The organism is Streptomyces puniciscabiei (assembly GCF_006715785.1).
GTDB classification, from domain to species: Bacteria; Actinomycetota; Actinomycetes; order Streptomycetales; family Streptomycetaceae; genus Streptomyces; species Streptomyces puniciscabiei.
The window spans coordinates 4,701,833-4,714,664 of sequence record NZ_VFNX01000001.1 but is presented as its reverse complement, the minus strand read 5'-3'; the positions used below and the strand labels follow the sequence as shown (position 1 = coordinate 4,714,664).

At 72.5% G+C, this 12,832-nt stretch carries 8 protein-coding genes; 1 reads left to right on the top strand and 7 read right to left on the bottom strand.

Going from position 1 to position 12,832, the window contains the following annotated elements:
• Position 1: 1 nt before the first annotated feature.
• The 3 genes from FB563_RS21805 to lepA form a co-directional block, all read right to left on the bottom strand.
• On the bottom strand, positions 2 to 1,831 hold the full coding sequence (locus tag FB563_RS21805; protein ID WP_079049068.1) for a SpoIIE family protein phosphatase: 1,830 nt from the start codon (positions 1,829 to 1,831) through the stop codon (positions 2 to 4).
• 176 nt (positions 1,832 to 2,007) lie between these two features.
• Positions 2,008 to 3,882 (bottom strand): AMP-dependent synthetase/ligase, encoded by a 1,875-nt coding sequence (locus tag FB563_RS21800; protein WP_055709619.1) that lies wholly within the window; start codon positions 3,880 to 3,882, stop codon positions 2,008 to 2,010.
• Between the two features lie 271 nt (positions 3,883 to 4,153).
• Positions 4,154 to 6,028, bottom strand: a complete 1,875-nt coding sequence (lepA, locus tag FB563_RS21795; protein WP_142218846.1) for a translation elongation factor 4 — start codon at positions 6,026 to 6,028, stop codon at positions 4,154 to 4,156.
• Positions 6,029 to 6,254: 226 nt separating this feature from the next.
• On the opposite strand from lepA, the gene rpsT reads away from it, so the two are divergent.
• The gene (gene rpsT / locus FB563_RS21785; RefSeq protein WP_055710488.1) at positions 6,255 to 6,521 is read left to right on the top strand and encodes a 30S ribosomal protein S20; all 267 of its coding nucleotides are present in this window, start codon (positions 6,255 to 6,257) and stop codon (positions 6,519 to 6,521) included.
• 593 nt (positions 6,522 to 7,114) lie between these two features.
• Here the strand turns inward: rpsT and holA are convergent.
• The 4 genes from holA to FB563_RS21765 all read right to left on the bottom strand — a co-directional run bounded on the left by holA (position 7,115) and on the right by FB563_RS21765 (position 12,813).
• Positions 7,115 to 8,104, bottom strand: coding sequence for a DNA polymerase III subunit delta (gene holA / locus FB563_RS21780; protein WP_055704231.1), 990 nt, complete (start codon positions 8,102 to 8,104; stop codon positions 7,115 to 7,117).
• Positions 8,105 to 8,191: 87 nt separating this feature from the next.
• Positions 8,192 to 8,437, bottom strand: coding sequence for a hypothetical protein (locus FB563_RS21775; RefSeq protein WP_055704232.1), 246 nt, complete (start codon positions 8,435 to 8,437; stop codon positions 8,192 to 8,194).
• Positions 8,438 to 8,764: 327 nt separating this feature from the next.
• Positions 8,765 to 11,395 carry a ComEC/Rec2 family competence protein gene (locus FB563_RS21770; protein WP_234357582.1) on the bottom strand — a complete coding sequence of 877 codons (2,631 nt, stop codon included), beginning with the start codon at positions 11,393 to 11,395 and terminating at the stop codon, positions 8,765 to 8,767.
• A gap of 161 nt (positions 11,396 to 11,556) precedes the next feature.
• Entirely contained in the window at positions 11,557 to 12,813 is a 1,257-nt protein-coding gene (locus tag FB563_RS21765; RefSeq protein WP_107100514.1) for a ComEA family DNA-binding protein, read from the bottom strand.
• Positions 12,814 to 12,832: the final 19 nt, after the last annotated feature.

The following is a 12,832-nucleotide window of genomic DNA, read 5'->3' as shown; positions in this document are numbered from 1 at the left end:
GCTACTCCGCCTGGAGCACCAGCAGGGCCATGTCGTCCTCCGGCTGCCCGCCCCCGAAGTCGTGGACGAGCCGCCGGATCCGTTCCGCGATCAGTTCGGCGCTGAGCCCGGCGCAGCCGGACAGGGCGCGGGCGAGGCCGTCGCCGTCGTCGAACTGGCGGGAGCCGGAGCGCCGCTCGGTCACCCCGTCGGTGACGCACAGCAGGCTGTCGCCGGGCCGCAGGTCGATGGTCTCGCTGGTGTAGGTCTCGTCCTCGACCACGCCCAGCAGGGTCTGCGGGCCGGCGGCGGTGCGCACGGTTCCGTCGGGGCTCAGGACGAGCGGGAGCGGGTGGCCGGCGGAGGCGAGCGTGCAGCGGACGCCGCCGTCGTACGGGGTCAGCTCGCCGTAGAGCAGGGACAGGAAGCGGGTCTGCGGGCCGTCCGCGGGGGTCATGGGCCGGCCGCCGGCCGCCACGAGGGCGCGGGCGGCGGCGTCGGCGGCCTCGGTGGCGTCGTCCAGGAGGAGCTGGTTGAGCCGGTCGAGGACGTCGGCGACGCGGTAGCCCTCGCGGGCGAGGAGGCGCAGCCAGGGGCGGGCGAGGCCGATCACGACCGCCGCCTCGGGCCCCTTGCCCTGAACGTCGCCGACGGCGAAGCACCAGCGGCCGTCGCCGGCCGGGAACAGGTCGTAGAAGTCGCCGCTGGGGCCGCCCTTGTCGCAGGGCTCGTAGACCAGCGCGCTGCTCACCCCGGGGATCTCGGCGACCGCGCCGGGCAGCAGGCCGCGCTGCAGGACGGCGCTGATGGTGGCCTGGCGGGCGTACTGGCGGGCCGCCCCGATGGCGAGGGCCACCCGGCGGCCGAGGTCCTCCACGAGCCCGGTGACCTCGTCGGGGAAGCCGAGCAGCCCGGACCGGCCGATGACCATGGTGCCGAGCGGCCGGCCGCCCGCGATCAGCCGGTACGCCAGCGCGGTGCCGTCGGCGCCCTGCGGGCCCAGCGCATGGCCGGGCCACGGGTACGGCTCGGGGCCGGAGCGCAGGCCCTCGCGCCGGCAGGGCGGCTCCTTCTCCAGAGCGCACCGCAGTTCCTCGATGCGGTTCTCGCTGGCGTGCCAGACCCGGTCGGGACCGCTGGTGGCGCCGCCGCGCACGGTCGCCTCGTCCTCCAGCCACACCGCGCACCAGTCGGCGAGCCGGGGCACGATGAGCTGGCCGGTCAGCGCCGTGACCAGGTTCTCGTCCAGCTGTCCGGCGAGCAGGTCGGAGGCCTCGGCGAGGAACGACAGCGCGCCCCGGCCGAGCCAGTCCCGGTCGCCGCCGGCGCGGTGCGGCTGCGGGGCCAGGTCCTCGGCGGCCTCCAGGGCGGCGTCCGGGGCGGGGGTGTCCGGGTCCTCGACGCCGCCCGGGGGCAGCCGCGCCCAGACGGTCTTGGCGCCGGCGCGGTAGGTGACGCCCCAGGACTCGGCGAGCGTGGTGACCAGCCGCAGGCCGCGCCCGTACTCGGGGGTGTCGTACGGCCCCTCGGCACCGAGGGGGTCGCGCGGGGCGCGGGAGGGATGCCGGTCGCCCACCTCCATCACGAACGCGCCGGTCTCCTCCAGCAGCCAGTCGACCTGCACGTCCGTGCCGGCGTGCACGACGGCGTTGGTGACGAGCTCGCTGACCACGGCCATGGCGTCGTCGACGAGCCGCGCCGGGATCTCGGACACCTCGGCGCCCTCGGCCAGCGCGGCCCGCACCAGCGCACGGGCCGCCCCGGGCGCGAGAGGACTTCCGGGCAGGGTGGCCCGCCCCCGCACCTCCCGGGCCCGGGGCTCACTCTCCCGCTGCGTCGGTATGGCCGCCATGTCCATGCGGCCAGGGTGACAGACAGGGGGCGTCCATAAGCGGTGAGTTACTGAAGTGAGCAGAAGAGGGCACCATTCGAGCGCCGTTGGCTGTCAAAGAGGCGCGGGGAACCGCGCGGGCAACCACGAACGAGCCGCGGCCGCCGGCGGTCCCCCGCCACCCCTGTGAGAGCGCCCTACTTCTCCCTGGTCCCGGCGTACATCTCCTCGATGAGGTGCTTGTACTCCCGCTCCACCACCGGCCGCTTCAGCTTCAGGCTCGGCGTGATCTCCCCGTGCTCGACGTCGAGATCCCGCGGCAGCAGCCGGAACTTCTTGATGGTCTGCCACTTCTGCAGCCCGGCGTTGAGCTGCTGCACGTACCCGTCGACCATCTCCACCGTCTGCGGCGCGGCGACGATCTCGGCGTACGGCTTGCCCGCCAGGCCGTTCTCCTTCGCCCAGTCCGCGATCGCGAGCTCGTCCAGGGCGATGAGGGCGGTGCAGTAGTTCCGGTCGGCTCCGTGCACCAGGATGTTGGAGACGTAGGGGCACACCGCCTTGAACTGGCCCTCGACCTCGGCCGGGGCGACGTACTTGCCGCCGGAGGTCTTGATGAGGTCCTTCTTGCGGTCGGTGATGCGCAGATAGCCGTCGGGCGAGAGCTCGCCGATGTCGCCGGTGTGGAACCAGCCGTCGGACTCCAGCACCTCGGCGGTCTTCTCGGGCAGCCCGTGGTAGCCCTCCATGATGCCGGGGCCGCGCAGCAGGATCTCGCCGTCGTCGGCGATGCGCACCTCCGTGCCGGGCAGCGGCTTGCCGACCGTGCCGGTGCGGTAGGCCTCGCCGGGGTTGACGAAGGAGGCGGCGGAGGACTCGGTGAGGCCGTAGCCCTCCAGGATGTGGATGCCGGCGCCTGCGAAGAAGTAGCCGATCTCCGGTGCGAGCGCGGAGGCGCCGGAGACGCAGGCGCGCAGCCGGCCGCCGAAGGCCTCGCGGAGCTTGCCGTAGACGAGGGTGTCGGCGACCTTGTGCTTGGCGGCGAGCCCGAACGGGACGGCGTGGGTTCCGGTGCGGCGGAAGTTGTCCTGGCTGACCTTGGCGTACTCGCGGGCGACCTCGGCGGCCCACTGGAAGATCTTGTACTTGGCCGGGCCGCCCTCGCGGGCCTTGGCGGCGACGCCGTTGTAGACCTTCTCGAAGATGCGCGGCACGGCCGCCATGTACGTCGGCTGGACCACCGGAAGGTTCTCGATGATCTTGTCCACGCGGCCGTCGACGGCGGTGACGTGGCCGACCTCGATCTGGCCGGAGGTGAGCACCTTGCCGAAGACGTGCGCGAGCGGCAGCCACAGGTACTGCACGTCCTCGCCGCTGATCAGACCGGTCGCGGCGATCGCCTTCGCCATGTACGCCCAGTTGTCGTGCGGGAGCCTGACGCCCTTGGGGCGGCCGGTGGTGCCGGAGGTGTAGATGAGGGTGGCGAGCTGGTCCCGCTTGATCGCGCCGACCCGCTCCTTGATCAGCTCGGGGTGCGTCTCCAGGTAGGCGGCACCGCGCCGCTCCAGCTCGGCGAGAGTGATCACCCACTCGCTCGTCTCGGCGCCGGCCGGGTCGATGACGACGACCTTGGTCAGCTCGGGCAGCTCGGCGCGCTTCTCGAGCGCCTTGGCGACCTGGGCCGCATCCTCGGCGATCAGCACCCGGCTCTCGGAGTCGGAGAGGATGAAGGCCGACTCGTCGGCGTTGGTCTGCGGGTAGATGGTGGTGGTGGCGCCGCCGGCGCACAGGATGCCGAGGTCGGCGAGGATCCACTCGACCCGGGTCGAGGAGGCGAGCGCGACACGCTGCTCGGGCTGCACGCCCAGCTCGATGAGGCCGGCCGCGATCGCGTACACCCGCTCGGCCGCCTGCGCCCAGCTGAGCGACTTCCAGTCGTCGGGGCCCTGGCCGGAGGCAGGCGGCACCGGGTAGCGGTAGGCCTCGGCGTCCGGTGTGGCCGCCACGCGCTCCAGGAAGAGGGCCGCCACGGACGGCGGACGGTTCTCGATCAGGGTTTGTGTGTCGCTCACGACATCCTCCGGGGGCCCGCGACGGTGCGGCTGACTCGGTGCGGCTGGGTTAACTCACGGTGGGGGTTCGTGCTGGTGCTTCGCGTTGTTTAACTCGCGAGTAACTATCGAGCAGGGATCAGACTAAGCCGCGACCGGCCGCTGCGTAAGGGGCATCGGCCTGTCACTTTCCACGCAGAGCGACGCTACGCACGCGTAGGGGCCCGCCGCGCTTTCGCACGACGGACCCCCTTGTGTCCCGTTTATGGACGTAACCCGTTGTTACCCGTGGTTACTTCTTGCCCTTGGCCGACCCCGCGCTGTCATCGCTGGACAGGACGGCGATGAAGGCTTCCTGCGGAACCTCCACGGAACCCACCATCTTCATCCGCTTCTTGCCTTCCTTCTGCTTCTCCAGCAGCTTCCGCTTACGGGAGATGTCACCGCCGTAGCACTTGGCGAGGACGTCCTTGCGGATGGCGCGGATGGTCTCGCGGGCGATGACCCGGGAGCCGATGGCGGCCTGCACCGGCACCTCGAAGTTCTGCCGCGGGATCAGCTCCTTGAGCTTGGCGACGAGCCGCACGCCGTACGCGTACGCCTGGTCCTTGTGGGTGATCGCCGAGAAGGCGTCCACCTTGTCGCCGTGCAGCAGGATGTCGACCTTGACCAGGGAGCTGCTCTGCTCGCCCGTGGGCTCGTAGTCGAGGGAGGCGTAGCCGCGTGTCTTGGACTTCAGCTGGTCGAAGAAGTCGAAGACGATCTCGGCGAGCGGAAGGGTGTACCGGATCTCCACCCGGTCTTCCGACAGGTAGTCCATACCGAGGAGCGTTCCCCGCCGGGTCTGGCACAGCTCCATGATCGCGCCGATGAACTCGGTCGGCGCGAGGATCGTGGCCCGTACGACCGGCTCGAAGACCTCGTCGATCTTGCCCTCGGGGAACTCGCTCGGGTTGGTGACCGTGACCTCGCTGCCGTCCTCCATGATCACGCGGTAGACCACGTTGGGGGCGGTGGCGATCAGGTCGAGGCCGAACTCGCGCTCCAGCCGCTCGCGGATCACGTCCAGGTGCAGCAGGCCGAGGAAGCCGACGCGGAAGCCGAAGCCGAGGGCCGCGGAGGTCTCCGGCTCGTAGACCAGCGCGGCGTCGTTGAGCTGCAGCTTGTCCAGGGCCTCGCGGAGCTCGGGGTAGTCGGAGCCGTCCAGCGGATACAGACCCGAGAAGACCATCGGCTTCGGGTCCTTGTAGCCGCCGAGGGCCTCGGTGGCGCCCTTGCTCTGGCTGGTGACGGTGTCACCGACCTTGGACTGCCGGACGTCCTTCACACCGGTGATCAGATAGCCCACCTCGCCGACGCCGAGGCCGTCGGCCGGCAGCATCTCGGGCGAGTTGACGCCGATCTCCAGCAGCTCGTGCGTGGCGCCGGTGGACATCATCCTGATGCGCTCGCGCCTGTTGAGCTGGCCGTCGATGACACGGACGTACGTCACGACACCGCGGTAGGAGTCGTAGACGGAGTCGAAGATCATCGCGCGGGCGGGCGCGTCCGCGACGCCGACCGGCGCCGGGATCTCCTTGACGACCTTGTTCAGCAGCGCGTCGACGCCAAGACCGGTCTTGGCGGAGACCTTGAGGACGTCCGCCGGGTCACAGCCGACCAGGTTCGCCAGCTCCTCGGCGAACTTCTCCGGCTGGGCCGCGGGCAGGTCGATCTTGTTCAGTACGGGGATGATCGTGAGGTCGTTCTCCATCGCCAGGTAGAGGTTGGCGAGGGTCTGCGCCTCGATGCCCTGGGCGGCGTCGACGAGGAGGATGGTCCCCTCACAGGCGGCGAGCGACCGCGAGACCTCGTAGGTGAAGTCGACGTGCCCCGGGGTGTCGATCATGTTGAGGATGTGGGTCGTGCCCTGGTCGGGGTCCTCGGTGGGGGCCCAGGGCAGACGCACCGCCTGGGACTTGATCGTGATGCCGCGCTCGCGCTCGATGTCCATCCGGTCGAGGTACTGAGCACGCATCTGCCGCTGCTCGACCACACCGGTCAGCTGGAGCATCCGGTCGGCGAGCGTGGACTTGCCGTGGTCGATGTGCGCGATGATGCAGAAATTGCGGATCAGAGCCGGGTCGGTACGGCTCGGCTCGGGCACATGGTTAGGGGTCGCGGGCACGCAGGGTCCTGTCTCTTGAGGCGCCTTATGCCTCGGGTCGGATCGATACGTAGTCTCCATGGTCCCACGCGGAGGGACCGGGCACCGTTTTGGGCCGCTCGCAGAGCCACTGGTACTGTAGATGGCTGTGCCTCATGCCCTCTCAGCGCGAGGCGCGTCAGAGAAATTTTGGATCACCGGTACGGGACCCGCGCGGCCCCGCACCAGAACCTGAAAAGGCTCCTTCGTGGCGAACATCAAGTCCCAGATCAAGCGGATCAAGACCAACGAGAAGGCTCGGCTGCGCAACAAGGCCGTCAAGTCCTCCCTGAAGACCGCGATCCGCAAGGCCCGTGAGGCCGCTGCCGCGGGTGACGTCGAGAAGGCCACCGAGCTGCAGCGCGCTGCCGCGCGTGCGCTCGACAAGGCCGTCTCGAAGGGCGTCATCCACAAGAACCAGGCCGCCAACAAGAAGTCGGCGCTTGCTTCCAAGGTCGCGTCCCTCCAGGGCTGAACCTCCTTTCTGATCTGACCGCCGGAAGGACCCAGAGCGGGCCCTCTCTCATCCGCTCCCGCCCGGCACCCCGGATTCGCACGCGGCCTGCGTTCGCCACGCGGGTGCGAGTCCACCAGCTTGATCCGAAGGCCCCGCACCCTCCCTTCCCCAGGGCGGCCACCGGGGCCTTCGGCATGCGCCCGCTCCTACGACCTCGGTCATCGCCTCCCACCGCTTTACGTGTTGGTCATCGCCTCCCACCCCCTTACGCAACGGGACGGATCACTCGACGGGACGGACAGCGGGTGGCTCCGGGTCCCCGCGCGGTGCCTGTCGCCCGGCCCTGCCGCCGGCCGTTCACCGAGGGGCCCATGTGCCTGCTGCAGAAGGCACCGTCGCGGAAGGCACGCACCCCTGGCGCTTGCGGACGAGAGCGCGGACGACCGTTGCGTGCCGTGTCAGCCAGATCGCCGCCTTGCTGTCCTCGGCGGTGCCGGCTGACAGCCACGACTGTCCGTGGCTGCCGTGTCGGGGCGACTGGATCTACCCCGGGCCAGGGAGCGGTGCCGGAGCATCCGGGGCGGCGGTGGGTCGGCCGGGGTCGGCGTGGATCAGCCCCGGCCTCTCGAGCGTGCTGCCCGGGCGATCGTCACGACCGCCTTCTCCAGGGCGTACTCGGGGTCGTCGCCGCCGCCCTTCACCCCGGCGTCGGCCTCGGCAACGGCCCGCATCGCCACCGCGACCCCGTCCGGCGTCCACCCCCTCATCTGCTGCCGCACCCGATCGATCTTCCACGGCGGCATCCCCAGCTCCCGCGCCAGGTCGGCCGGCCGCCCCCCGCGCGCGGAGGACAACTTCCCGATGGCCCGCACGCCCTGGGCCAGCGCACTGGTGATCATCACAGGTGCCACGCCCGTCGCCAGCGACCATCTGAGCGCCTCCAGCGCCTCCGCCGTACGCCCCTCCACGGCCCGGTCGGCGACCGTGAAGCTGGAGGCCTCGGCCCGGCCGGTGTAGTACCGCCCGACCACCGCCTCGTCGATCGTCCCCTCCACGTCGGCGACCAGCTGGGACACCGCCGAGGCCAGCTCCCGCAGATCGCTGCCGATGGCGTCGCAGAGCGACTGGCACGCCTCGGGCGTGGCCGACCGCCCGAAGGAGCGGAACTCGCCCCGCACGAAGGCCAGCCGGTCCGCCGGCTTGGTCATCTTCGGACAGGCCACCTCCCGCGCTCCCGCCTTGCGCGCGGCGTCGAGCAGCCCCTTGCCCTTGGCCCCGCCCGCGTGCAGCAGCACGAGCGTGATCTCCTCGGCGGGCGCCCCGAGATATGCCTTCACGTCCTTGACCGTGTCGGCGGACAGGTCCTGCGCATTGCGTACGACCACGACTTTCCGCTCGGCGAAGAGCGAGGGACTGGTGAGCTCGGCAAGCGTGCCGGGCTGCAACTGGTCCGGGGTGAGGTCGCGTACGTCCGTGTCGGCGTCGGCGGCCTTGGCGGCGGCCACCACCTCCTGCACGGCACGGTCGAGCAGAAGGTCCTCCTGGCCCACGGCGAGCGTCACCGGGGCGAGAGGGTCGTCATTCGCAGTCTTCCTGGCCATCACTCACAGCATCCCACGCGGCACTGACAACGAACCGGCCCCGGCACCCTGACCGATCCCTGAGCGGACCCGGAGTCCGCCCCGGGGTCACGGCTCCTCGCGCCAGCCGTCCCACTCCGCGGCGAACTCGTCGAGCTCCGCCGGGTCCAGCCGCTCGTCCTCGTCCCGCAGGACCACCAGCCACTGCGCGTCCTCGGCGTCGTCCTCGCCGGCCAGGGCGTCCCGGACGAGCCGGGGCTCCTCGTCCAGCACGAACCGCTCCCCGAGCGCCTCGGCCACCTCCTCGGCGGCATCCCGGTCGGGCAGCACCAGCACATGTCTCACATCGCTCACGTGCCCATTCTCCGGCACCCCGAGAGGGACGAACCGCCAGGTCAGGTCTCTGCGGCGGGCAGGTCGGGCCCGGGCGCCCGGCAGGTGAGGTGCGGGGGCCTGCCGGGCCGCCACCGAGCCGCACGGGACGACTTCCCGGTGAGCCGGCAGTCGCTACCGGCGCGGGGCGTCGCGGCCGTCGGGCCGAGCACACGGGTCGGCCTCTGCGAGCAAACCGCGCCGAGGAGCTGACGTTGCCGTGCCCGAAGCCCGGCCCGCGATTGCCGCAACCTGTCGTCATGGGGCCCGCGGTGGGTTCATTGGCTGAGCCTGGCCAGCTGCCGGCCCTCAGTCCCGTGCCACCCGCAGCTCCCCGCCCGTGCCGCTGACCGCGAGCTCCCCGTCCCGGTCGGTTCGCAGTACCAGCGCCCCGCCCTCACGCAGCGCTGCGACGGTCGCCGGTGCCGGATGGCCATAAGGGTTGTCGGCGCCGCACGAAATGAGCGCCACCCGGGGAGCCACGAGCCGTATCAGGTCCGGGTCCTGATAGGCCGAGCCATGATGAGCCACCTTCAGCACGTCCACACCGGCCAGCTCGGCCGCCGCCGGTGACCGTGCCAACGCCTGCTGGGCCGGCGGTTCGAGGTCGCCCAGCAACAGCAGCCGCAGCCCGCCCGAGCGCACCAGTATCGCGACGCTGGCGTCATTCGGGCCGTCCGGCTCGGGCACCGGCCCCGGCCAGGCAGGGGTCTGCGGGTCCCCGGGTGGCCGGGTGCTCGGCGGGGGCCACAGAACCCGCCAGGACAGCGCTCCGGTACGCCGTTCCTCTCCCACCACGGCATGCGTGACCGGGATGTGCCGCGCCGCCGCCTCCTTTCTGACGAACTCGGCCTGATCGGCGGGCTCCTGGAAACCCGTGGTCTCGATCGCGGCCACCGAACGGCCCCGCAGCACCCCGCGCAGTCCCGCCACATGGTCGGCGTGGAAGTGGGTCAGGACGAGGAGCGGGATGCGTGTGATGCCCAACTGCCGCAGACAGTGGTCGACCAGCGCCGGATCGGGGCCGGCGTCCACGACCACCCCGGCCCCCTCGCCCGCCGCCAGGACGGTCGCGTCACCCTGCCCGACGTCGCACATCGCGAACCGCCAGCCCGGCGGTGGCCAGCCCGTGATCACCCGGGTCAGCGGCGCCGGCCGCACCACCGCAAGTAGAAGCAGCGCCCCGAGCAACCCGCACCACCACGGATGCCTCGTCAGCCGCCGACCGGCCAGCACGACGGCCACGGTGACCGCCGCGAGCAGCAGCGCCCCGGCCCAGCTCCCCGGCCAGTCCACTCCCGCGCCGGGCAGCGCCGCCCCTGTCCGGGCCACACCGGCGATCCATCCGGTGGGCCAACTCGCGCACCAGGCCAGCGCCTTGGCCGGGGCCATGGCCACCGGCGCCGTCACGAGCGCCGCGAACCCCAGCACCGTGGCCGGTGCCACCGCCACCTCGGCCAGCAGATTGCACGGCACCGCCACCAGGCTCACCTGCGCCGACAGCACCGCCGTGACCGGGGCGCACACCGCCTGTGCCGCGGCGGCCGCCGCCAGCGCCTCCGCGAGCCTCGGCGGCACCCGGCGCCGCCGCAGCGCCTCGCTCCAGCCCGGTGCCAGGACGAGCAGCGCGCCGGTGGCCAGCACGGAGAGCAGAAAGCCATAACTGCGGGCCAGCCACGGGTCGTAGAGCACCAGCAGCAGAACGGCCGTGGCCAGCGCCGGGATCAGGGATCTGCGGCGCCCGGTCGCCAGGGCGAGCAACGCGACCGCACCACAGGCGGCGGCCCGAAGCACACTGGGATCGGGCCGGCACACAACCACGAATCCCGACGTCAGCGCACCGGCGAGCAGCGCGGTCGTCCGCAGCGAGAGTCCGAGGCGCCGAGCGAGGCCACGGCGTTCGACCAGCCGGGCCAGTCCGGGCGGTCCGATGAGCAGCGCGAGCAGGACGGTGAGGTTGCTGCCGGACACGGCGAGCGTGTGCGCCAGGTCCGTCTCCTTGAACGCCTCGTCCAGCTCGGGCGTGATCCGCGAAGTGTCCCCGACGACCAGTCCGGGAAGAAGCGCCCGCGCGTCCCCCGGCAGACCCTCGGTCGCCTGCCGCAGTCCGGCCCTGAGCCGTCCCGCGAGCCGTTGCGGCCCGCTGGGACCCGCCACGATGCGCGGCCCCGGCCGACTACGCACCCGCAGCACGGCCGCGGTCCGCTCGCCGCCCGCCGACGCGGGCGCCAGCCGCCCGCCGACCCGCAACCGCGTGGACGGCAGCAGCCCGAGCCAGGCATCGCGCCCACCCCGTGTGCCCCATGCACCCCGCATGCCCCACGCGCCGTGCCCGTCTGGCGGCCCGGGGGCAGCGGGCCGCGCCGCGTCGGCCCCTGCCGGAGAACCACCGTTGCGAGCAGCCGTCCCCTCCGGCGCCGGAACGTCCGCGTCGACGACCAGCAGCACGGGAGTCCGCGTCCGCACGCTCGTCCCGTCGCTCTGTTCGACGCGCCGCACCTCCGCCCGGGCCAGCACCGCCAGTGGCGCGGCGTGATCGCCACGCACCCGTGGCCGGCTCAGCCAGGGATCGCCGCTCAGCTCGACCTCGGCGGTCACGGTCGCGTACCGCCGGGCCAGCTCGGGCACCGGCCCGCGCCGCAGGTCCGCCCCGTGCAGTCCGGCCGAGGCGGCCGCCGCGGCCACGCACAGCAGCACGGCAGCGAGCGAAGCACGGGCCCATGCGAAGCGCCCGAGCGGTCTGCAGGCCTGTGCTCTGCGCATGACCTGCCGGGCGGGTACGGACCGTCCGGACCGTGGGGGCCTGCGCGCCGCCAGCAGAACGACCCCGCCCACCAGGCAGGCAACGGTGATCCCGGCCGTCCAGCCCGTCGGGATGTCCAGCGTCAGCGCCGCCGTCCCCCAGGCCGCGAGCGCGGGCGGCACCAGGCGCAGGTCCATGGGTCCCGCGCGGTCGCCGCGAGCCGCGGTCCCGTCCTCCCCGGTGCCGCGGACTTCGATACCGACGCGCCCCGGCTTTTCCGGCGGCTCGCCTTCTCGCCGGGCATGCGACCGTACGCCGGTCCGCGCATCCTCTGGGGGCTCGTCAATGATCGCGCGGCTCATGGCCGTACCAGGTTCCGCAGATCGCTGAAGCGGCGGTCGCCGATGCCGTTGACCTGGCGCAGTTCGTCCACCGAGCGGAAACCGCCGTGCTGGGTCCGGTAGTCGATGATGTGCTGAGCGAGGACGGGACCGACCCCCGGCAGCGCGTCGAGCTGGTCCGCCGTGGCCGTGTTGAGGGAGACGGGCGCCGCGGGACCCTGACCGGCGGGCCCGGGGGCGGACCCGGCCGACGAGCCGGGGGGAGGCGCCGCCCCGGCAGGCGCCCCGACGACGACCTGTTCGCCGTCGACCAGGAAGCGGGCCCGGTTGAGGCCCTCGGTGTTCACGCCCGGACGGACACCGCCGGCTGCCCGCAGCGCGTCGGCCACCCGGGAACCGGCGGGCAACCGCTGGATCCCCGGCTTGCGGACCTTGCCGCTGACGTCCACGACGATCTGTCCACCCGGCGTCGCCGATGCGCCCGTGCCCGCACCGGGTTTCGTGTCGGCCTCCTTCTTGGCGTGGGGCGTGTCCGCCTTGGCGTAGGGCGCCTCCGCGCGCACCACCTGAGGGGCGCTCACGGACTCGGTCCGCCCGGCCCAGAAGTGCTGCACGGCGAACACCGAGGCGGCCACGAGCACCACGGCAAGCGCCACGACTCCCCGCCGCTCCACCCCGCACCGCGCCTGCAGCCACACCGGCATCCGCTCCTGCAACGCCGGCCCGAACCGCTCCCGCCAGCGGCGGCCGACGGCCCCAGGATGCTCCAACGGGCCTACCGCGCCGACCGGTTCGGGAGTACGGGTGGGGCTCGGTGCCGGAGCCGGGGTCGGCGTCGGCGTCGGAGTCGGTCCGTCGGGCGGCACGGCGTGCGGTGGCTCGGTCGGGGCAGGCTCGGTCGCGGCAGGTGCAATCGTGGCCGTCACCGGCCTGGCCGGGGGCAGCCCGGGTGCCCGGCCCGTGACCGATGCCGTAGGCGCCCCGGTTGCCCCGTCGGTCGCCGCCCCAGTCGTCACCTCGGCTGCCGTCGCAGTCGCCGTCCTCGCGGGTCCGTCACCGTCCGGCGGCCCGTTCCCCGACTCCCGCCATCGGACGGCTCGTTCACCGAAGAGGAGTTCTGCTCGGCGGCGCAGTTCCTCGGCCGGTGCCGGCGGGCGGTGGCGGGCACGGCCGCGGTCGACGCCGCGGCGGTGACGGATGCGGCCGTCGGAAGTGGGGCCGCGGCCGGGGCCGCTGGTCGGAGTGGCTGTGCGTGAACGTGATCGAAGTGCCATGCGACGAGGATGGGGCATC